Raw genomic sequence first — 20,480 nt, 5'->3', positions numbered from 1 at the left:
AGTGGTGGCGGTTTGGGGTTGTGGGCGCGCCAAAGGCAGCTAAGCCAGGTGTGTGCGATCTATGGCGGTTACGGCAGGTCTAGCGAAACGACGGCCATGAATCCGCGCCCGGAGATCGTCGGTTCGGCCGCATCACCGCCGATGACGGTATCGCGCAGTTCGAGCTTGCGCTCTTCGCCGTGCAGCGTCAGGACGCCGTTGCCCTGCAGCATGATGCCCAGCTGGCCATCGAAGAGGTACTGCTCGCGCTTCTTGGAAAGCTCAACGATGCGCACCGTGCCGCGTACCCGCTCGGGCCGGGTGAGCAGATGCAGAACCAGCAGCTCCTGTGCGGGCTGGCTGGTGGAGACCGGAAGCGTTGCCTCGATTTTCAGCGGGCGCAGCGGTTCCAGGCCTTGCGCCTGCCCGTCGACGTCGAGCTGGAGAAAATCTCCGGCTAGCAGGGTGAGCACCTGCGAGGTCCCCGCGTTGTGGAAGGACCCGGCCTTTTCGATCGAGCGAATCGAAAGTTGCCAGCTGCCCGAATCTTGGGATGCCGCGGTGAGCTGCCCGCCGTCCGTCAATTCACCGGCGCAGATCTGGCGGACCTGGCCCAGCTCCCACTGCTTCTTGCTGCTCTGGGCAAGCGGGGTGACGGAACCTGGCAGGAATTGCTGGGGAGCTTCACTCATGGTTCGAGTTTACTTCTCCCAGAGGGTCATCAGCTCATCGACCACCCGCGCGGTGCTCTGCGTGGCATCGATGACGGGCCAGCCGTGGGTTGCCGCAAGCCGCAGATACTCTGCCCGGCTGGCGTGCAGGAAGGCATAGGTTTCCGAATCCTCGCCGCGCGCAACGATGCGAGCATGAGCGGTGCGCACGTCGACGTCTAGGACGACCACCTGCGCCCGCTGCACGCTGTTCCGGGCCAGCCACGTCAGGAAGCGTCCGTGCGGCAACTGGCGGATGCTGCGCAGCGCAAGCTGGCAAAAGAGGTGGCGGTCCATCACGGTCACGCCCGGGAACAGCGCAGCTCGCCTAGCGTTCAAGGCGATGTTGCCGGTGCGGATCATCGTCTCCATCGCGTCCTGAAGGGCTATTGGCATAGTGAGCCCGAGCTTTTGTTCCGCACGCGTCAGCCAGCGGCGCCCGGCAGGGTTTGCCAGGCTTTGGGCAGCTTGGCCACGGAGCTCCAAGCTGCGCACCAGTTCGCGGATGGTGGTGGTTTTCCCCGCACCGTCCATGCCCAGAATAATCAGGGCCTGGCAGGAATCCTCGGCGGGGGCTCGAACGGCAGGCGTGATGGGTCTAATGGCAATGGAGGCGATCTTGCGGCTCCCTTCGAATATTGGTGGATGGACAGTGTGCTCGAAACGTATAACGAGTGGCAACGCCGTGGTGATACCAATTTCTGGCTGAAAATTCGATGTGAATCTCATGAAGGCTGCTTGTGCGGGACGCGGTTCAACGGAGGCAACCGGAGCGGCCAGCCGAGGCAAGGGCGAAAACAGAACTCAGCGGTGAAAGCGAAGAAGCCGAAAACTTTGGCGCATAAGCTAACGAAACGACGTTATCGACGCGATTTTTACCGAATTTCTAGAAAAATTACCTGTTCTTCGCTTAGGCTATGAATGTGACTGCACCCACATGGAATCGAAGCTCATCGCAAGAACCGGAAACCGATCAGGGCATTGACGCCGCCCTGGACACGCTCGCGCTCGGCCGGCGGATCCGCCACCTGCGCAAGTCCAAGGGGTTGACCCTGGACGACGTTTCAACCTTGGTCGATACGGCGCCGAGCCAGCTGTCGCTGATCGAAAACGGCAAACGCGAACCGAAGCTTTCCCTGCTGAAGTCTCTGGCCAGGGCGTTGCAGGTAGGTGTTGATGATCTTCTAGGTGCGGAGCCTCCCACTCGTCGCGCGGCGCTGGAAATCGATTTGGAACGGGCCCAACGCGGCCCGCTCTACGAGGCATTGGGTCTGCCCACGGTGCGGGTCGGCACGCGGTTGCCGATGGACGTGCTGGAATCCCTGGTCGGGCTGCAGCATGAATTGGAGCGCCGGCTCAACGAACAGGCGGCAACACCGGAGGAGGCTCGTCGAGCCAACACGGCGTTGCGCCAAGAGATGCGCCAGCGAAACAACTACTACAAGGAAATCGAGCAGGAAGCGGCCAAGGTGCTCGCGGCGGTAGGTCATGACGAAGGCCCGCTCTCGCACCATCGCGCGGCGGATATCGCCGAGCATCTCGGCTTCAGCCTCCGGTTCGTGGGAAATCTCCCGCACTCGACCCGTTCGGTCACGGATCTGAAGAACAAAAGGATCTATCTGACCCAGACCAGCCGCTCCGAGCATGATCCGCGCTCGGTGCTATTGCAGGCGCTGGGCCACTACCTGCTCGGGCATGAGGCACCCACAAGCTATGCGGACTTCCTGGACCAGCGCGTCGCCACAAACTATTTCGCCGCGGCGCTGATGATGCCGGAGAAATCCACCACGGCATTCCTGCGCCGGGCCAAGGCCAACCGGGAACTGGCCATTGAGGATCTGCGTGATGCCTTTGCGGTTTCCTACGAAACCGCGGCGCACCGGTTCACGAATCTGGCCACCGAGCATCTGGGCATGACCTGCCACTTCCAGAAGGTCCACGAATCGGGCATCCTGCACAAGGCCTACGAGAATGACCGGGTGAATTTTCCTGCCGACCATACCGGCGCCATCGAAGGGCAGAGCATCTGCCGCTACTGGACCAGCCGCGTGGTCTTTGACCAGCTGGATAAGTTCCGCTCCTTCGAGCAGTACACGGACACGGTCAACGGGACCTATTGGTGCACCGCGCGGACCGAGCGGCACTCCTCGGGATTGTATTCACTGTCCATAGGCGTTCCCTTTGAGCATGTGAAATGGTTCCGCGGCCGCGACACCAAGGAGCGTTGCCAGTCGACCTGTCCAGATGAAAATTGCTGCAGGCGTCCACCGGCCGAGCTGTCCAGCGAGTGGTTCGGCAACGCATGGCCTTCGACGCGCGCCAACACCCACCTCTTGGCCGCCATGCCAACCGGTGCCTTCCCCGGCGTGGATGAGACCGAGGTCTACCGCTTTTTGCAGCAGCAGAGGTAGCCAATAAGTGGCGATGAATCGAAGCGATTTGTTCTTGCCGGTGCGTCGGATCGAGGCAAGCGAGCCGAATGCCGAGTTGCCCGCGCACTGGCCTATGGTGATGCCGCCGGTACGCCAACTTCTGCTCGAAGGCCTGGACCTGGGAGCGGTGACCGTGATGGTGGGGGAGAACGGGGTCGGCAAGTCAACGCTGCTCGAAGCTCTGGCCATCGCGTACGGGTTGAACGCCGAGGGCGGATCCACCGGCGCCATGCATGCCACCCGGGCCTCTGAATCCACCCTCTCGCAGCTGCTGAAACTTCACCGTGGTGCTGCCGCCCCACGCAAGGGGTTCTTTCTGCGTGCCGAAACCATGCATTCCTTCTACACGTACTTGGAGGAATCGAGCGTGGGATCGGCGTTGCATGAGCGCAGCCATGGCGAATCTTTCTTGGACCTCATCGAGGAACGGATCCGGCTCAAGGGGCTGTGGGTCCTCGACGAGCCCGAGTCGGCGCTGTCCCTAACCGGCTGCGTGCAGTTGATCGAGCGGCTGCGCGGGATCGTGGAGCGCGGCTCGCAGGTGCTCATCTCCACCCATTCCCCGGTACTGGCCGCCTTCCCTGGAGCACGAATACTGGAGGTCGGTTCCTGGGGGTTCCGCGAGAGCGAATACGACCACTTGGAACTGGTCAGAAACTGGCGGGAATTCTTCACCGATCCGGGCGCTTTCCTCGGCTCGCCGGAGACGGAGTAACCGCGCAGAATTGCTGCACCGATGATGGTGAAACAGATGGTGATCACCGCCGGGGGCTTGGTGATCCAGGGACCGAAATGACTGGGGGTTCTGGCCTTGCCCGAAGGTACACGCAGTCATTCGGATACCGTCTGTTTTTGTGTTGCGATGTGCCAGACATCAGTTCAGGTGCCTTCGAATGAATTTCTCGGTGGCTTCGGTCAATTGTGCGCCATCCTCGGCGACGCTGCGACCGGAACGGGCAACCTTGAATGAATGGTCACCGCCCTCGAACCAGATAAGTTCGCAGTCGGCGTTCAACCCTGCGACTACGCGAGAGATGATTGCCGGGTTCGCGAAGGGATCACGGGTTCCTTCGAGGAAAAGCATCGGTGTGCTCAGCGGGTAGAGATGCTCGTCGCGAAGCTTTTCTTCCTTCTTGGGGGCATGCAAGGGATACCCAAGAAAAATGAGCGCTTCGGTGGGCATGTCCTCGGCAACCGCCAGAGACGCCATTCGCCCGCCGAAGGATTTCCCGGCGGTAAAAACGGGTAGGTCGCCTGTCAGGTGGGTGCCGGCCCATTCTCGGACGTGTTTCCACACCGCTAGGGCAACGGGAGCCTTATTAGGAAACTTCTTCCCGGCGTCCATATAGGGGAAGTTAAAACGCAATACCGATACTCCACGCTTAGCCATTGCTTGGGAAAACCCCGACATGAAGTCGTGGTCTTTGCCCGCTCCAGATCCATGAGCCAGAATCAGAAAAGCGCTGGGATGCTCCGCGTGGTCAACGATGGCGGTGAGGGTTCCGCTTTCCCATGGGATTCTCATTTCCTGGTCCATGCCTTCAAGGCTAAGTCTTGTTGTTCGGTTCCACGAACCGGGTGTTCACCACTTTGGCTCGTATGCGCGGGCCGGGGCCCGTCACTGACCAAACGCCTACTGGGTCCACTCTGATTTGTGTTCGGTACTCGTTTCCTCAGTTCCCTGCACCTTGACGGTGAGAGTTTCCACCTGCTCCGGTCCGTGGGCTTTGCTGTTGATTTTGAGCATCATGTTGCCCGAAACGAAGTCGACGCCGGGTATCGAATCGGTATCGTAGGTGTTCCCCTGCCAGATCCCCGGGGCGAGGGTGACGACTAGCTCGCCAATTGCCGGGGAAGAGACCGAATCGATGTAGGCGTGGGGATCGGTGGGAATGCAGTCGCGATAGGTTTCGATCTTCTTGATGCTCGCTGAGCAGAATGACTCGTAGGTATCATTCATTGCTTCGAGCCACTGCACGTACTTTTCCTCGGCCCAGGCCTCCCGGTCCGCCGGGTCCGCTCCGGTGCGGGCACGCGAGAAGGTGCCCGAATGCTGCTTGTTCTCCGTGGCAAAGGTGACTGATTCGAGCTCCGGGGATTTTTCGCCGATGCTTTCGAACATGACCCGCCCCATGATCCGCAGTTCGTCTTTGGGGCCCCCAAGATGATCGGCCGATCCGTCCTGATTAAAACGGTATGAGTTGTCCAGATGAATGGACAGATGCCCGGGCTTGGGTGAATCCCACGAATTTATGAGCTTGTAGGCACCGAGAAAACCCTTGACCGACTTGATGCCGGAGTTATCCAACCAGGCCTGGATCATGGAATCGGCCCAGTCCTGTCCGCTAGCGTCTAGGCCGCGCGCAGGATCATAACGTTGCGTCGCTGAGGATTCGGCCGCAGCGGGGTTCGGGCTTGGCGAAGGTGATGACGTCGTGGCCGAAGCCGGAACACCTGCAGTTTCGCCGGGCGGCGGGGTTGCTTGAACCGAGCAACCGGTCAATGCCAGGGCGGCCAGCGCCGCGGTGAATATGAAGCGCAAGCGCATGAGAACCTCCGGAGACTCGAGTAAATATCAGTCTATCGAAGCGATGCCGCTCTGCACGTTGGGAAAGTGCGTGTGACTTAGTGCGGGTCGGAAAGGCAGAAGGTAATGCCAAAGGGATCGCGCAGTACGCTCCACCCAAAGCTAGGATCCTCGGTGTGTTCTTCAACCAAGACCGCGCCGGCGGCCACAAAGCCGGCGACGCTTTGTTCGCGGTCGCCATCGGCTTCTAGATCGAGATGCACTCGATTCTTATCAGCGGAGACCGATTCAACTTTTTGAAATCCGAGCCTGGCGCTGAAGCCCGGGACGGTAAGCATGGTGAACCCCGGGTACTGCCCGGCGTATTCGGCTCCGAGACGTTTCCGCCACCACTCGGCGGCAGCTACTTCGTCTTGGGCGTCGAGGGTGATCATGGCGATGTTTGGCATGGGCTCAACCTACCGCGAGCCGGCAGTGGTTTCTAGACTTAAACGAAAAACAGAACCTACAGATCGCGATGATCTGTAGGTTCTGGTTTTCATGGAGTCTTAGCTGCCGAAGTAGTCCATAACCGGTGCAGCCGGTTCCGCGGCTGCGGCCGGAACCTGCTTGGCAACCGAGAGCTGGCCTCCGGCGAAGTCCACCTCGATGGTGTCTCCGGCGGCGACTTCGTCGCCGATCAATAGATCGGCAATGGCGTCTTGCACCTTGCGCTGCACCAGGCGGCGCAGCGGGCGGGCACCAAACTCCGGGTCATAGCCCTCGGCTGCCAACCAAGTGATTGCGGCGTCGGTGACGTGCAGCTTGAGTTCTTGCCCCGCCAGGTGCTTGCGGGTCTCATCGAGTACCAGCTTGACGATCTGGGCGATCTCGGATTCGCTGAGCTTGCCGAAGAGCAGTACCTCATCGAGCCGGTTCAGGAACTCGGGACGCATGAACTCGCGTACCTTGCCCATCACCTTGGCTCGAATTTCGGCCTTCTCGCTGCCGGCATTGATCGAGGTGAAGCCGAAGTTGCCGGCCTTGCTGGCGAGGTGCTCGCCACCGAGGTTACTGGTCATCAGGATCAGTGTGTTGGAGAAGTCCACGGTGCGTCCGGCGGTATCCGTCAGCCGACCGTCATCCAGCACCTGCAACAGCACGTTGAACACGTCCGGGTGGGCCTTCTCGATCTCGTCGAGCAGGATCACCGAATACGGGTTGCGGCGGACCTTTTCGGTGAGCTGCCCGGGTTCGTCGTGGCCGACGTAGCCCGGAGGGGCGCCGATGAGCCGCGAAACCGTGTGCTTCTCTCCGTACTCGCTCATGTCGATGCGCACCAGCGACTCGGAGGAGCCAAAGAGGTTGTTGGCCAGGGCCTTGGCCAACTCGGTCTTGCCCACACCGGTGGGACCGAGGAACAGGAAGGAACCGATCGGACGCTGTGCCGGGGCCAACCCGGTACGGCTGCGGCGTACTGCGCGGGATACCGCGGCCACCGCGTCATGCTGGCCGATGACCGAAGCATGCAGCTGCTCCTCAAGGGAGGCCAATCGAGTCTTGTCGTCCCCGTTGATCCGCGAGGTCGGGATGCCGGTAGACCGGGAGATGACCTCGGAAATCTGGGCCTCATCGACGATGCGGGTAACCCCCGAGTCTCCCGCCTGCTCCGCGGCGGCGATGCGTTCGGTAAGTGTTGCGATGTGGTCGCGCCACGCACCGGCATCTTCGAAGCGTTCCTCGCCGACGGCTCGGGCCTTGTCGCGATCTGCTTCCACCAGTTCGTTGCGCAGCGCCTGCACGTCTTCGGTACCGCCTGCGGCGATTGACCTGCGGGCACCGGCAATATCGAGCAGGTCGATCGCCTTGTCCGGCAGGCGACGGTCTGTCAGGTAGCGAGCCGACAAGGAGACGGCTGCTTTCAGTGCCTCGGGAGTGTACTGCACCTGGTGGTGGTCTTCGTAGGATTCGCGCAACCCGTCAAGGATTGCCAGCGCGACTTCCTGAGAGGGTTCTCCCACGGTGACCTTGCCGAATCGGCGGGCCAGGGCGGAGTCCTTCTCTACCTTGCGGAATTCATCCAGGGTGGTGGCGCCGATCAGGTGCAGCTCTCCGCGGGCCAGGCGTGGCTTGAGGATATTTGCGGCGTCCATATTTCCGGACTCGCCGGAACCGGCTCCGACCAAGAGGTGCATTTCATCGATGAATATCAGTGTTTGGCCCTCGGCGTCGGCCACCTCTTCGAGCAGGCCGGTCAGCCGCTGTTCGAAGTCGCCGCGGTACCGGGTGCCGGAGAGCATGCCGGGCAGGTCGATGGAGATCAGCTGGACGCCACGGATCTGTTCCGGGACTTCATCCGCAACGATGGCACGGGCGAGCCCCTCGGCGATGGCGGTTTTGCCGACGCCTGCCTCACCAATGAGCACCGGGTTGTTCTTCGTTCGACGGGCCAGGATCTCAATGGTCTGGGCCAATTCGTCCTCGCGGCCGATGACCGGGTCGATCTGGCCATCGGAGGCCAGCGCCGTCAGGTCGGTACCGTAGCGTTCCAGCATAGAGACGTCTTGCTCTTCGCCGGACTCCACCTCTCCCGTCTGGGCGCGCTGGGCCTGCTCCATGGCTGCCTGCTGCAGGGACTGGCCGGTGATACCGTGCTGCGCGAGCAGCATGCCCACAGGAGATTCGGGGGAGAAGACAAAGGCGAGGAACAGGTGTTCCGGGTCGATGTAAGTCGAACCGTAATTTCGAGCGACCTGGTAGGCATCGAACAGGCTGCGCTGGGCGGCGGACGAGAGGCGTGATGGCTTCTCGGTGGCTTCTTCCCGACGTGGCAAGCGTTCGATGGCGTCTTTGGCCAGGGCTTCCAGATCAACGCCCATGGCGCTCAAGTGCTGGCCGGCGGGTTCGGTGCGAAGCAACGCGACCAGCAGGTGCAGTGCATCGATTTCTGCATGACCGTTTTCATGTGCGAAGGCAGCCGCGATGGACACTGCTTCGTGGGTGCGCTGCGAAAGCAGGCGCGTAATGTCGATGGGACGCGCGGCTTGGGTGCGCGAGGAAAGGAACCGGGAGAGGAATTCCTCGAACGAGCCATCTGACGAGGAGCCGAAAAATGCTGGCAAGTGAGCCTCCTAATAGAAACTTGAGTGGTCTATGCTCATGTTCAACGTAATATGAGCGAATCTATTCCCGCAAAGTCTGTCAAGGCAACAATAAGAGGCCGAGTTCACAACTCTAGACTTGGCGGGAGATCTCGACGAGTCCTAGCCGGGCTGCGGCGACGAGGGCCTGCACGCGGTCGCGCACTTCGAGCTTCATGAAGATTTTCGCCATATGGGTTTTTACCGTCGCCTCGGAGATCGCGAGCTGACGGCTGATTTCCGTATTGTTGAATCCTTTTGCCAAAAGATCCAATATTTGCATTTCGCGATTAGTTAGTCCGAGATCTTCGATAAGTCCTGCAATGTCGTGCGATTTACTATAAACGTTTTTTACAGCCGAGATTAGATCAGAAGAAACCGACGGGGAGATAGCCGCCGAGCCTTGGTGAACGGCATGAACTGCCGCGATGATTTCGGCCGGCTCCGTGTCCTTCACGAGGTAGCCGCTGGCTCCGGCCATGAGCACCGGAACCAGATAGTCATCTGATGAAAAGGCCGTAATTGCAAGGATTGCGGGGCTATTATGGGCAGATTTGATAATTTTGGTCGCTTCAATCCCGTCCATAATTGGCATTTGCAAATCCATAAGAACAACGTCTACATCATGTGTTTCACAATAATTAACCGCCCCTTCACCATTTTCTTGAGTATTAACGGTCACAATTCGACGATCAGTTGCTAGGATCGTGCTAAGCGCATGCCGAATCAGCGGCTCGTCATCGACGATGAGCACCTTAATCTGTTCCATTGGGGTCCTTTGAACGGTGGTTGGCACAAGAAACAACCTGGCATGAATCGAAGTATATAAGTTCAAGAGTTTGGGGTTTGAAATGAAAGCTTTAAAGATCTTGGCCGTGGCCGCGCTGGCGGCAACTCCATTAGCGTTTGCCGCGCCGGCTATGGCGGCACCAGTGGCAGAACCTACCTATTCTTCATCGGGCGTTGCAAGTCCTGCCGGTTGGGGCACCGACTTCTCTAAGTGGGTGTGCAAAAACTACGGCTACGCCTGCGGTTAGAGGCGTATTTGACTTTACCCGTAACCCGGTAAAGTATTCCGCATATGAGACTGCGAATAAAAACCGCCCTGACTAAGCTTTTTGCTGGTCGGGGCGTTGTCGTCTGGACGGGTATTCTCGCCTTTGCCGCCATTACCGCGACAGAGGGCTATACGTTGCTTCAGGACGGGATAGGTAATTCGTCTTCGAGCGTTATTCGCGGGGTGGGCGTTGGGTTGCTGCTGTCCGCCTCGTTGGCGATCGGCATGCGATGGGTTGCCACCTCGCTCGGCATGTATCTAGCCACGCTCTTTTTCTTCTTCTGGGACGGCGGCCTCTTGCTGTGGCTGGTCTTCTCGCTCGTGATCTTCAGTGTCCTTGCCGCGACGGTTGCATCTTCACTGGTGCGTAATTGGTATCTGGTGATGCTGCTCGTATGGATGGGGCAATACGGGGTCAGGGCAGGCGAGGACGCGATCCTACTGGTGATTTTCGTTCCGCTTGCCGTTTTGGCCTATGTTCTGGCCCGCAGTATTTTCCACTTGCGCGAACGAAATCTCAATGCGATTCGGCAGATGCAGGAGAACAGCGAGCAGAGCAGGATTGCCGTTGAGCGTGAACGCAAGAATATTGCGCGCGACCTGCACGATATCGTCGCGCACGACATTACCGTTGTGGCCATGCAGTCCAAGGCTGCAAAGTTTGCCAATAATGGGGAAGCGGCAATCGAGGCTATCGACATCATCGCGAAGCTCAGTACCGAAACATTGCATGATTTGCGCCTGATGCTAAACGTCTTGCGGACCGACGGAACGATGAGTGGTTCGTCCGGGTCCGGTGTCGACAAACCGGCGGCGACAACTGTATACGCGGTCCAGGGCGTGGAGATCTTCTCGCAACGTTTACATGAGTCTGGATTTGAAGTGACGTCTCACACGGGCGAGAACATTTCGGCGCTTCCGAGATCTGCGCAGACTGCGCTGTATCGGGTTATGCAGGAAGCGGCGACCAATATCATCAAACATGGTCGTCGGGGAGGGGTTTGCACCATGAGTTTGGAGGTCGTAGGGCCGAATGCTGTCCTTGAAATGACTAATCAGATGCCAAATTCTCATCCAAGCGGGGGCGAGCTCTCCGGCGGTGGAATCGGGCTGATCGGTATGAAGGATCGCATGAATGCCTTCGGTGGGCGGTTCAGCACAAGGGTTGTGGATGATCGGTGGATACTTAGTGCCAGTATCCCCTTCTGAGCCCTACCCTCCTACTTAAGTATGATTTCGGAATTCTTGTAATCGCGATAAGTTATATACGTATCGGTGAAGACCGATCACCGCAGGGAAATTGGTGATGTTTTGCGAGTGGCATCATCAAGAGTTCCGCAGTGATTAAAAGGTACGTTGCGTCATGGATGGACTGATCTTTCTTCGGCGTTGTGCCCCCATCGCACGCCTGAGTTCGTTAGTGGCGCGACGTACCTTTTATAATCACCTTCAGCCTCAGAGCGCTGTATACCACTCCCCGATTTCGGGATGACCCCATCGAGCTTTCCTGCTAAGCCTCTTGAATCCTATTGTCATTCGAGAGTGGGCATCACATGTTGGTTCAGGCTGAAAACTAGCCCCGCGAATCGCTGAGCATTGGGTCGGAAGCGGCGGATCAACTGTTTTTCGAAGCCTGCAACGCAAACACCTTCAGCGATGAACCGGTTTCGGATGAAGTGCTTGAAGCTACTTACGAGACCATGAAAATGGGGCCAACGCTCATGGATACCCAGCCGACGCGGCATCGCCTAGGTGAAGAGTGCGGACGCTCGCCAAGAGATCTCTGAGACTATGGCGGGAACCAATAAGCAAAAGGCACTGAATGCGCCGGTCTTTGCGATCCTTCCTGTCGAAACCGAGTGGCACGAAGGGTTCGCGTCTTTCTTCCCTCACGCCCCAGAATGCAAGGCGATGCTTGGTGATCAGGGCATGCGCGCAGCTGTGGGCAGCCATTGTGCATGATTGCGGGCAGGGTATTTCATCACGGCAGTTCAGGCCGTCGGCTTTGCAGCAGGCCCAATGGCCGGGTTCGACAACTCTGTCGTTGACGCAATCGTAAACACCGATGGTCGAAACAAGTCATTCTTTGTAGTGAACGTGGGAAAGCCTGGCGCGGATGCGTGGTTCGGACGCATTCCACGCCACGCGGCTGAATTCGCTACGGACAGCATCTAGGCTTCGCAGTGCTTAGACACCGGAGGGGTGGGAAACGCATCGCGTTTCTCACCCCTCCGGTGTTTTGGCCCAGTTACTCAGTCATGCCGACAGGGTCGTTCTCCAGCAGGTGATCCGACACCTTGGATAGCGCACGTTCCAATGCCGCGCGCAGGATCACTGGGACGGTGATTTCTTCCTCAAGTTTCAGCATTCCTTCGCGTTCAAAGGTCCGCAAGATCGCTTCAACCCGTGGGACGGACTCTTCGAGGCTCGTGATGAGGTGATGCTGTTCAACAGGCAGATCGTCTTCGGAAGGGATCTGCAGAGCGAATTCTGTGCGTGGTGGCTTCGAGGAGGCCGCATGGGTCAATAGCCCAGCAACCATCTCGGCAACCTGTGCCTGTCCGGGAATTTGCAAGGTGGTGATCAGCACATGCGAATAGATGATCTCTGCGATGAGTTCCTTGACCAGACGAGCACCCGGTCCGCTGGAGGCTAGCAGGGCCTCTCGCAGTGATTCGGTAGGGACCGCATTCGGCGCGCTGTAGCGAAGCATCGCGGTGCCGATCAAGGCATCCCAGTAGGCCGCGAGTCGGGGGATGGAGGCAAGATCCGAAACAACTGTGCCGTCTTCGGGTTCCCAGGCATTGGTGCCTTGGGCGGCGGGTTCATCGACGGAGACTAAGAGTCCCAGCGCACCGGCGGCTTCCTGGAGCGTCTGTCCGCTGATCATTCCGGAGGGGTCGCTTGGCTTGCCGTCTCCAACCCACTCGATCAGCTCACGTGCCGCGAAAACGAATGGCATCGCCTCCAGGGCTGCGTTAGCTTCCTCGTCATCCATGAAGGGGACCACGATCGGCGAATCACCGGCCATGCGGGAGAGGAATTCAAAGGTCTCCTTGAATTCCTCGACGCTACCGCCGAAGTTCGCGGTGGTGCCCAAGAAGGTCAGGTAATGCTTGAAGATCGCCGCGCTCGCTTCGGAGACCTCTTTGCCCAGTGAGGAAAGGTGGCCTAGCTGTTCACCGAGAACGGTGGGGTCCAGTGTGGTCACGTCGACTTTATTGCGCAACTGCGCGTGCGCGATCAGCAGGGTAGTCAAACCCTCCAGGCCGGCGCGAGTTTCGCTGGCCGGCTGGTCTTCTTCTTGGAAGTGGCGGAACAGCTGCGACTTGAAGGGCTGCAGAGCCTGGCGAACCTCGGATTCGAAGGGGGCACTGCTCCCTCCCGGACGTCGAGCTGGGTGACCTGAGGAGGCCTTCTTCTTGGCGGGCTTACGTGATGCCATGATCTACTGCTGTTCCTTCGCTATGCGGGAAAAGGTCGTTACTTCCAGTCTACGCAGGGCGCTCCGCCCGGCGAGGCCGGACGATCCTTGGGAGAACCAGCTCTGGGGGATACCGCAGAGATAGCCTAAAAGCTACGAATTTTATACGGGAAGCATGCTGAGTTGCCGCAGAAAATGCAGATCACTTAGTTGTGTGGTTGCGGTCACCGTTGAATCCTCAGTGCCCGTTGATTTTCCTTTCTGTTCGCGCGAGAGTGAAGGTATATGGCTCCGCATGCGGGCCTCAAAAGTCGTTCTAGGAGAGTAGCCCATGGCGGTAACACCAGCACCGGATCATGTTGTTATTGTTGGCGCCGGATTCGTTGGACTGTCGACGGCTTGGTACCTGCAAGAGGCCGGCGTCAAAGTAACCGTGGTTGATCGTGGCGGTGTAGCGTCCGGGTCTTCGTGGGGTAACGCTGGATGGCTGACCCCAGCACTGACCTTGCCGATCGCCGAACCGTCGATCTTCTCCAGTGGTCTGAAAATGATGTTCGACCCGGCTTCTCCGCTGTACATCCCGCTGAAGGCCGACGCAAAGCTCTTGCGCTTCCTGCTCGGTTTCACTTGGCATTCCACTCCCAAGAAGTGGGAGCAGGCCATGCGCGTCTTCTCCGAGATTGGCACCAACGGCCTGGACTCCTTTGACGAGATCGCAGAGGCCACCACGGCCGGAGCGGGCGTAGCCGAAAAGACCAAGCCCGCGGATCCATTCCTCGCCGGATTCACGTCCGTTAAAGACAGGGAAGGGTTGCTGCACGAATTTGAGATGATCCACAAGACCGGCGGCAAGGTCGAATTCGACCTGTTGAGTGGTGACGAACTGCGCACCATCGAACCGACGCTGTCCAACAGCGTCGCGGCTGGTATTGCCATCAAGAACCAGCGTTATATTAACCCGCCTAAGTTCATGGATTCGCTGGCGGAATCCGTGATCGCCCGTGGCGGCGACATCATCGGTTCCTTCAACGTCACCGACGTGCGCGATAACGGTGCATCGGTCACCGTGGTTGGTTCGGAGGGGCGTGCGATCACCGCGGATCACGTAGTAATGGCCACTGGCGCGTGGATGACAGATCTGGCCAAGAAGTTTGGCGTCAACGTGGTGGTTCAGGCGGGACGCGGTTATTCTTTCACCGTAGAGCCTGAAGACATGCCAACTCACCCAATTTATTTCCCGGCCCAGCGCGTGGCCTGCACCCCCTTGGGAGATCGCTTCCGCATTGCCGGGACCATGGAATTCCGGGACGTGAACCACAAACTCGAGCCGAAGCGCATCGAGGCCATCGTCGCCGCTGCCGCACCGGTATACCAGGGAATCAATTGGGAGAATCGCAAGGAAGAGTGGGTGGGCGGACGCCCATGCACCGCGGACGGGCTACCTCTGGTCGGCCAAACCGAATCTTCGCGTATCTCGGTCGGAGGCGGTCATGGCATGTGGGGCGTCGCCCTTGGCCCGTTGACCGGCAAAATTCTTGCCGCGCAGATTACCGGCCAGACGGTGCCTAGCTTGGCACGTCACTTCAATCCGTTGCGCAAGGGGTTCTAAACCAGGGCGCATAGGTGCAAATGCTGGGCTCGGCTAATCATTCAACTGACATTTGCCGAGCCTTGTGTTTGTCCTCTCGCCTACAGCGAGGCGGGAATCGAGGCCGTGAGGGCCGGACAGGCAGTTACTCGTGGCGAGTGGAGTCGCCGGCAAGAATTGATTTGTAGCCTTCGCGGTAGCTAGGGAATCGGGGGATGAATCCAGAAGCGAGCAAACGGGCGTTGTTCAGCCTGCGGTCCGCAGACCGACGAGAAGCGTGGCTTTCTGCTTCGATCTCGGGAGATTTTTCTTCGAGCTCTTCGGCGAGGAAGCGGTATACGTCAGCAAGCTGTGCCGGTTCGCTGTCGGTGGCTATATAAAGGCTCTCGGCTCTATTTCCGAGTGCGGCGACGTGGACGATCGCCGCGGCGAGATCATCTCGGTGGATTCTGTTGGTCCAATGAGAGGTTCGGGGAAGTCGTGCGGTCCCGTTGCGCACCAGATCGATCAGTCGCGTGCGTCCCGGTCCATAGATTCCTGAAGCTCGGAGAATCGTTAGCGGCAGACCACTATCGGCCAGCAATAGCTCGGTTTCGGCCAGGATCTGCGATGTGGGGCGAGTCGGGGCTAGCGGTGATGATTCGTTGGCCCATTGGCCTTCCGTACCGCCGGTGACCGCGGAAGAAGAGACGTAGATAAGTCGTTGTAGGCCGGGGCATGAGGTGACCAGCGTCTCGACGAGGCGACGCGCTACTTGCAGATAGCCCCGGTCGTATCCGTCGACATCTCGGGTGGCGGGAACCGGAGTCAAAAGTACGATGTCGGTTTCCGGATCTATCTTCGGCCAGGCTTCTGGTTCGAGAAGGTCTACGCTGTGTCCGGTGAAAGAGGGCGGAAGTTTGCCGCCGTTTCGGCGCCATGCGGTGACCTGGTGGCCCGCGGCCAGGAAGCGTAAGCCTGCTTCGGTGGCGACATCTCCGCAGCTGATCAACAGTATCTTCATTCGGCGCCTCTTCTGTTGGTCGGATGGCACCATTAGTGGAGCCCTGCTACTAACCCTAGGGCTTGCAAGGCGGGTTATGTGCTTGATGAAGAGGCGCGTGGTCCGCGGTTGCGGATAAATCGATAAAATAGACTGGTTGTGTGCCTTGGGTCGCGGTCTTGTTGACGGCGGAGTGCGGGTCGCAGGGGCATTCGCGTTGGATTGACCCATATTGATCACCATAGAAGGGTGCAAGAAGATTCGGTCTTCAATTTTTCGTAAGGTACATCCAGGCACTGCAGTCCTTGAGATTCTGCTGGTCGCGGCTTTGATTAGTGTTCTCGTGGCTATCGAACCAACCGGTTGGGATCTGTCGGTGTATCGTGAAGGCGCACTGACGCTGTTGCGTGAGCCCGAAGCTCTCTACGGTCCATTCGTCGGTCCAGCGAATGCGCCGGGTTTGCCATTTACCTACCCCACATTTGCGGCTATTTTGTTTCTGCCCATGGCGTTTTTCCCTTACTGGGTTTCGGTCTCGCTCACCATGGCCGCCTCGATCATTCTGACCTACCTTGTCGCAAAAGATCTCTCTGCCCGGGTTGTGCAGAAATGGCCGACCTTGGCTCCTGTTATCACGCCATTAACATTGACGTGCCTGATGCTGATGTCCGCTCCCTTCCGGGACACGGTGTGGTTTGGCCAGATCAACATCTTGATACTTGGCGCCTGTTATCTGACCTTCGTGCGCTACAAGTCATTGATGCCGTTCGTGATTGCGGTGGGTATCTGCGCCGGCATTAAGCTCACCCCTATTGCACTACTGATTCTGCCTTTCGCAATGCGCAAGTGGCGTGCGGTGCTGGTCGGGGTAGCAACATTTATTGGTACCCAGGTTGTTGGCTTGCTTTTTCAAACGCAGAACACCTTGGACTACTGGCTAGACGTGGTGCAGGATCCATCGCGTGTGGGCAATGTGGGCTACATCGACAATGTCTCGCTTCAGGGAATGCTTGAGCGACTCAATGCTCCGTCCTTGGTATGGCTCGTGCTGGCCCTGGGTGTGGGCCTTTCCTTCGTCATTTTGCTCTGGAAGTTGCATGAGAAGGTGGATCGGGTGGTCCTGCTCGGTGTGGCGTCGGCCTGTCCGTTGCTCGTCTCTCCGGTGAGCTGGTCCCACCACTGGGTGTGGTTGCCGGTGATGACGTTCGCCTGGACCGTCTTGGCCCTGCGCTTCGCCCCGGTGCTGCGTCGCACGATGCTGATTTCCTTGGTGCTGTGCTACGTCGTGTTGTCGATTGGGGCCAAGAAGATCGTGGCGTTCGCTGGATATTTCCCGGATGGGGAATTGCCAGTTTGGTGCTACATACTTCCCGCGGTGCCCGTGCTGGTGCAACTCTTGTGTCTTGCTATTTCCTTGGTAAGCACGCGGCAAGCCAGCAAAGCGGAGCCCGCCAGTCTGCTTTCCTGAGCCGGGTAACTAGGGGTCGGCAAGCGCTGTACAATTCTTAGTATTCGAAAGTTTGTTCTAGCTAAGGGTGGTGTCTAGGTGAGCGATGCTGACTCGGTGATGCCCCCGGGGGCAACCCAAGGTCCGGTGCAGGCGGTCTCCGCCATGGGCTTCCCCTCGCCTGCGCGAGATTATTTTGACGGCGGGCTCGACCTGAACAGGTTGCTCGTCCATGACCGGGTTGCCACCTTCATCATGCGGGTAGCTGGCCACTCGATGCATTCGGCCGGAATCTACGACGGCGACGAAATTATCGTGGACCGCTCGCTGAGCGTGAAACACGGATCGGTGGTTGTGGTGAGCCTGAATGGGCAGATGCTGGTGCGGCGCTGGCAAGTTGACGGAGCGCATGTTAGCTTGCTCAGCGACGAGTCGCCGCTACCGGTAGTGCTCACGGAGGGCGATGAAGTTGAAGTCTTTGGCGTGATCACTAGGTGCCTGCACCATGTCCGCTGAGCCGGGAGCTTCTGAGCAGAGTGACCACGTGGCGCTGGTGGACGTGAACAACTTCTATGTCTCGTGCGAGCGCGCCTTCGACCACTCGCTGCGGAACCGACCGGTGGTCGTCCTATCAAACAATGACGGGTGCGTGGTAGCTCGGTCGCAAGAGGCCAAGGACCTGGGGATAGCCACCGGTGAACCGTTCTTCAAAGTGCGTCGCTATATGCAAAGCCATAACCTCGCGGTTCGCTCTAGCAACTATGAACTTTACGGCGACATGTCTGCTCGCGTCATGGAACTGCTTGGCCGCTTCGGCACCTGGCATGAGGTGTATTCCATCGACGAGTCATTTGTCGGATTGAATGGAACCCTTGAACAGGTGCGGAGCACCGCCGCGCAGATCCGTGCGGCAATCGACCAGTCGATCGGCGTGCCGGTGTGCGTCGGCGTCGCTGCAACGAAGACACTTGCAAAATTCGCAAACCATATTGCCAAGCACAATCCACATATGCGCGGGTTGTGCATCGAAGGGCTGATGGAACCGGACCAAGTGGACAAGATCATGTCGCAGGTTCCCGCGACCGACGTCTGGGGTGTGGGGAAGAAATCCGGCGAGAAGTTGACCGGCATGGGAATCCAAAGCATCGCCCAGCTGCGCGCCGCTGATCCGCAAGTGATTCGCAAGAAGTTTTCGGTGGTGCTCCAACGCACCGTGCTGGAACTGAACGGGCAGCGCTGTATCGGGCCGATCGAAGAGCGATCGGACAAGGGCCAGGTGATGTTCACTCGTTCCTTCTCCACACCGGTTCGCACGCGCGAAGCGATGGCGGATGTCATGTCGATCTACGCGCAGAAGGCGGCAAGCCGCTTGGCACGCGAAGGACGCTATGCCAGCCTGCTGACAGTCACCGCCGGAACCAGTAGATTTGCGAACTCGGCGGCCTCGTTTCCCACCGCTCAGGTACGGCTGGCCCGGCCCACCAGAGACCCGATCACGCTGACCCGAATCGCGGTCGATGCGATGAGTGAGCTGATGGCACCCGGGATCGACTATGTACGTGGGGGAGTCATCCTCTCGGGGCTCAGCGACCACCCGGGGGCGGAAGAACTCGATTTGGGACTGCTCGATTCGCACAGTGCGCAGGAGTCCGAGAAGATCAACGTGAGCGACGTGGTGCAGCAGGTATCCCAACGCTTCGGGGCCAAGGCCATCGGTTTAGGACGGGCCGGTATTGCCAAGGATCCCGAATGGTCGATGAAGCGCGAACATATGTCACAGCGCTACACCACCGACTGGGACGAGCTGCTCATCGTGCAAGCGTGAAGTCTTCGGTGGCAGAATGTCGAATATGAATACTGCGCTTCGTCGAACTTTGGGACTGGGCCTGCTCGGCACCCTGCTGCTCAGCGGGTGCACAGCCCCCACTGGCACCGCCGACCGGCCCGAGCCCGGCAAATCAAGCAATCCGAATACCCAAACGCCGGGCTCTGCAGCACCCGCGCCGAGTCCGACAGCAGCAGATCCACAGGAAGAACTGCGCGAGAAGGCCGAAGCGCTCGCCGACGAGATGAGCCTTGCCGAGCAGGCCGGCAGCCTCGTGATGGCTGGCGTATCGGCCGACGGGGCTTCTGCCGCGCAGATCCAGGCGCTCAAGCAGCAAGGGATCTCCAATGTGTTCCTGCGTGGCCGTTCGCAACTCTCGCATGCGCAGATTTCCAGCCACGTCGCGGAACTGCATGACTCATTGGCCGCAAATGTTCCAGCGGACCTGCCCGTCTGGGTTGCCACCGACCAGGAAGGCGGGTTCGTCCGGGTCCTTCAGGGGCAGGGCTTCTCCGAGCTGCCCACCGCATTGGAGCAGGGTGCTTGGGATGCGAAGAGGCTTGGTGCGGAAATCTCCGAGCTGGGCGGAGAGCTAGCCGACGCTGGAATCAACGTAAACCTCGCACCGGTTGCAGATGTGGTACCGGCAAGCCTGGGTACAGGCAACGCGCCCATTGGCAAGTTCGGGCGGCAATACGCCAACAATGCGGGGGATGCCGCGGCCGCCATGCTGATTGTTAATGAGGAGCTGGCCCAGGCCGGAGTGCAACCGGTGGTTAAGCACTTCCCGGGACTGGGCAGGGTCTCTCTGAATACGGATACCCATGCGCAGGTGACCGACGCAAAAGTCGGTGACGACAGCACCGACCTTGAACCTTTTGCGGCGGCGGTAGACCAGGACTTGGCCTGGGTGATGATTTCGAACGCCAGATACACCCGGCTCGATAAGGCAAACGACGCACCATTCTCGAAGAAGATCGTCACCGGTCTGCTGCGGGAGGACTTGGGCTACGAGCGGCTCATCATTTCCGATGACCTCTGCGACGCCAAACAGGTTTCCGCGGTTCCGGTGGGCCAGCGTGCGGTGAAGTTTGTTCGGGCCGGTGGCACCATGCCACTGTGCGTGAATGAAAGCAAGGCGCTGACCATGGCTGAAACGCTGGCCACGCAGTCCGGCGAAGACGAAGAGCTGGCGGGGCAGGTCCGCGAGGCAGCAATCTTGATTCTTGCCGAAAAGCTTCGCCTGCAGAGGTAATGCTTGGCCTATGTTCCGGGCCGCTACGCCTTTTGCGACAAGGGAAGACCCGGGCGAAACCCTACTCGCTAGGGAACGCCCGGGTCTAGATTGAAGGTCTGCGCGATCAAGCTCAGACGCTTAGCTCAGGTGAGG

The 20,480-nt window shown here is 59.1% G+C and carries 17 protein-coding genes; 8 read left to right on the top strand and 9 right to left on the bottom strand.

Going from position 1 to position 20,480, the window contains the following annotated elements; genetic code table 11:
* Positions 1 to 68: 68 nt before the first annotated feature.
* Together CIK76_RS08980 and CIK76_RS08975 are read right to left on the bottom strand one after the other, a co-directional pair.
* A complete protein-coding gene (locus CIK76_RS08980; RefSeq protein ID WP_096285559.1) occupies positions 69 to 671 on the bottom strand; it encodes a HutD family protein in 603 nt (200 codons plus the stop codon).
* A gap of 9 nt (positions 672 to 680) precedes the next feature.
* Positions 681 to 1,418 (bottom strand): thymidylate kinase, encoded by a 738-nt coding sequence (locus tag CIK76_RS08975; protein ID WP_255248407.1) that lies wholly within the window; start codon positions 1,416 to 1,418, stop codon positions 681 to 683.
* 188 nt (positions 1,419 to 1,606) lie between these two features.
* Between CIK76_RS08975 and CIK76_RS08970 the strand changes: the two genes are divergently transcribed.
* Positions 1,607 to 3,100 (top strand): helix-turn-helix transcriptional regulator, encoded by a 1,494-nt coding sequence (locus CIK76_RS08970; protein WP_096285557.1) that lies wholly within the window; start codon positions 1,607 to 1,609, stop codon positions 3,098 to 3,100.
* Positions 3,101 to 3,113: 13 nt separating this feature from the next.
* A complete protein-coding gene (locus tag CIK76_RS08965) occupies positions 3,114 to 3,836 on the top strand; it encodes an ATP-binding cassette domain-containing protein (protein WP_096285555.1) in 723 nt (240 codons plus the stop codon).
* 159 nt (positions 3,837 to 3,995) lie between these two features.
* Here CIK76_RS08965 and CIK76_RS08960 read toward each other — a convergent pair whose 3' ends face one another.
* The 5 genes from CIK76_RS08960 to CIK76_RS08940 all read right to left on the bottom strand — a co-directional run bounded on the left by CIK76_RS08960 (position 3,996) and on the right by CIK76_RS08940 (position 9,536).
* The gene (locus CIK76_RS08960) at positions 3,996 to 4,658 is read right to left on the bottom strand and encodes an alpha/beta family hydrolase (protein WP_096285553.1); all 663 of its coding nucleotides are present in this window, start codon (positions 4,656 to 4,658) and stop codon (positions 3,996 to 3,998) included.
* A gap of 96 nt (positions 4,659 to 4,754) precedes the next feature.
* A complete protein-coding gene (locus CIK76_RS08955; RefSeq protein ID WP_096285551.1) occupies positions 4,755 to 5,669 on the bottom strand; it encodes a hypothetical protein in 915 nt (304 codons plus the stop codon).
* 77 nt (positions 5,670 to 5,746) lie between these two features.
* The gene (locus CIK76_RS08950; protein WP_096285549.1) at positions 5,747 to 6,097 is read right to left on the bottom strand and encodes a VOC family protein; all 351 of its coding nucleotides are present in this window, start codon (positions 6,095 to 6,097) and stop codon (positions 5,747 to 5,749) included.
* Positions 6,098 to 6,196: 99 nt separating this feature from the next.
* Positions 6,197 to 8,749 carry an ATP-dependent Clp protease ATP-binding subunit gene (locus CIK76_RS08945; RefSeq protein ID WP_096285547.1) on the bottom strand — a complete coding sequence of 851 codons (2,553 nt, stop codon included), beginning with the start codon at positions 8,747 to 8,749 and terminating at the stop codon, positions 6,197 to 6,199.
* Positions 8,750 to 8,861: 112 nt separating this feature from the next.
* On the bottom strand, positions 8,862 to 9,536 hold the full coding sequence (locus CIK76_RS08940; RefSeq protein WP_096285545.1) for a response regulator transcription factor: 675 nt from the start codon (positions 9,534 to 9,536) through the stop codon (positions 8,862 to 8,864).
* Positions 9,537 to 9,848: 312 nt separating this feature from the next.
* Here CIK76_RS08940 and CIK76_RS08935 point away from each other — a divergent pair, with 312 nt between their 5' ends.
* Entirely contained in the window at positions 9,849 to 11,033 is a 1,185-nt protein-coding gene (locus CIK76_RS08935) for a histidine kinase (RefSeq protein ID WP_096285543.1), read from the top strand.
* Positions 11,034 to 12,072: 1,039 nt separating this feature from the next.
* Here CIK76_RS08935 and CIK76_RS08925 read toward each other — a convergent pair.
* Positions 12,073 to 13,269 (bottom strand): hypothetical protein, encoded by a 1,197-nt coding sequence (locus CIK76_RS08925; RefSeq protein WP_096285540.1) that lies wholly within the window; start codon positions 13,267 to 13,269, stop codon positions 12,073 to 12,075.
* Positions 13,270 to 13,579: 310 nt separating this feature from the next.
* Here CIK76_RS08925 and CIK76_RS08920 point away from each other — a divergent pair, with 310 nt between their 5' ends.
* Positions 13,580 to 14,857 carry an FAD-dependent oxidoreductase gene (locus CIK76_RS08920; RefSeq protein WP_096285538.1) on the top strand — a complete coding sequence of 426 codons (1,278 nt, stop codon included), beginning with the start codon at positions 13,580 to 13,582 and terminating at the stop codon, positions 14,855 to 14,857.
* Positions 14,858 to 14,981: 124 nt separating this feature from the next.
* Here CIK76_RS08920 and CIK76_RS08915 read toward each other — a convergent pair whose 3' ends face one another.
* Positions 14,982 to 15,839, bottom strand: a complete 858-nt coding sequence (locus CIK76_RS08915; RefSeq protein WP_096285536.1) for an NAD(P)H-binding protein — start codon at positions 15,837 to 15,839, stop codon at positions 14,982 to 14,984.
* 211 nt (positions 15,840 to 16,050) lie between these two features.
* Here CIK76_RS08915 and CIK76_RS08910 point away from each other — a divergent pair, with 211 nt between their 5' ends.
* The 4 genes from CIK76_RS08910 (at position 16,051) to CIK76_RS08895 (ending at position 20,345) form a co-directional block, all read left to right on the top strand.
* Entirely contained in the window at positions 16,051 to 17,286 is a 1,236-nt protein-coding gene (locus tag CIK76_RS08910) for a glycosyltransferase 87 family protein (RefSeq protein WP_096285534.1), read from the top strand.
* A gap of 78 nt (positions 17,287 to 17,364) precedes the next feature.
* Positions 17,365 to 17,781: a translesion error-prone DNA polymerase V autoproteolytic subunit gene (umuD, locus tag CIK76_RS08905; protein WP_096285532.1), complete on the top strand. Its 417-nt coding sequence runs from the start codon at positions 17,365 to 17,367 to the stop codon at positions 17,779 to 17,781.
* Complete coding sequence (locus CIK76_RS08900; protein WP_096285530.1) at positions 17,771 to 19,090, top strand: Y-family DNA polymerase; 1,320 nt, start codon at positions 17,771 to 17,773, stop codon at positions 19,088 to 19,090. The genes umuD and CIK76_RS08900 overlap by 11 nt, the downstream gene beginning before the upstream one ends.
* 25 nt (positions 19,091 to 19,115) lie before the next feature.
* Complete coding sequence (locus tag CIK76_RS08895) at positions 19,116 to 20,345, top strand: glycoside hydrolase family 3 protein (protein WP_176484146.1); 1,230 nt, start codon at positions 19,116 to 19,118, stop codon at positions 20,343 to 20,345.
* Positions 20,346 to 20,480: the final 135 nt, after the last annotated feature.

Origin of the sequence: Glutamicibacter sp. BW80 (assembly GCF_002332385.1) — a bacterium.
Classification (GTDB): domain Bacteria; phylum Actinomycetota; class Actinomycetes; order Actinomycetales; family Micrococcaceae; genus Glutamicibacter.
This window is presented reverse-complemented; position numbering and strand designations above follow the sequence as displayed.

Coding starts and splice junctions, on each gene's coding strand:
- CIK76_RS08960 (WP_096285553.1), bottom strand. CDS start 4,658: ATGGACCAGGAAATGAGAATCCCATGGGAAAGCGGAACCCTCACCGCC.
- CIK76_RS08900 (WP_096285530.1), top strand. CDS start 17,771: ATGTCCGCTGAGCCGGGAGCTTCTGAGCAGAGTGACCACGTGGCGCTG.
- CIK76_RS08975 (WP_255248407.1), bottom strand. CDS start 1,418: ATGAGATTCACATCGAATTTTCAGCCAGAAATTGGTATCACCACGGCG.
- CIK76_RS08970 (WP_096285557.1), top strand. CDS start 1,607: ATGAATGTGACTGCACCCACATGGAATCGAAGCTCATCGCAAGAACCG.
- CIK76_RS08955 (WP_096285551.1), bottom strand. CDS start 5,669: ATGCGCTTGCGCTTCATATTCACCGCGGCGCTGGCCGCCCTGGCATTG.
- CIK76_RS08895 (WP_176484146.1), top strand. CDS start 19,116: ATGAATACTGCGCTTCGTCGAACTTTGGGACTGGGCCTGCTCGGCACC.
- CIK76_RS08935 (WP_096285543.1), top strand. CDS start 9,849: ATGAGACTGCGAATAAAAACCGCCCTGACTAAGCTTTTTGCTGGTCGG.
- CIK76_RS08950 (WP_096285549.1), bottom strand. CDS start 6,097: ATGCCAAACATCGCCATGATCACCCTCGACGCCCAAGACGAAGTAGCT.
- CIK76_RS08915 (WP_096285536.1), bottom strand. CDS start 15,839: ATGAAGATACTGTTGATCAGCTGCGGAGATGTCGCCACCGAAGCAGGC.
- CIK76_RS08980 (WP_096285559.1), bottom strand. CDS start 671: ATGAGTGAAGCTCCCCAGCAATTCCTGCCAGGTTCCGTCACCCCGCTT.
- CIK76_RS08925 (WP_096285540.1), bottom strand. CDS start 13,269: ATGGCATCACGTAAGCCCGCCAAGAAGAAGGCCTCCTCAGGTCACCCA.
- CIK76_RS08920 (WP_096285538.1), top strand. CDS start 13,580: ATGGCGGTAACACCAGCACCGGATCATGTTGTTATTGTTGGCGCCGGA.
- CIK76_RS08965 (WP_096285555.1), top strand. CDS start 3,114: ATGAATCGAAGCGATTTGTTCTTGCCGGTGCGTCGGATCGAGGCAAGC.
- CIK76_RS08940 (WP_096285545.1), bottom strand. CDS start 9,536: ATGGAACAGATTAAGGTGCTCATCGTCGATGACGAGCCGCTGATTCGG.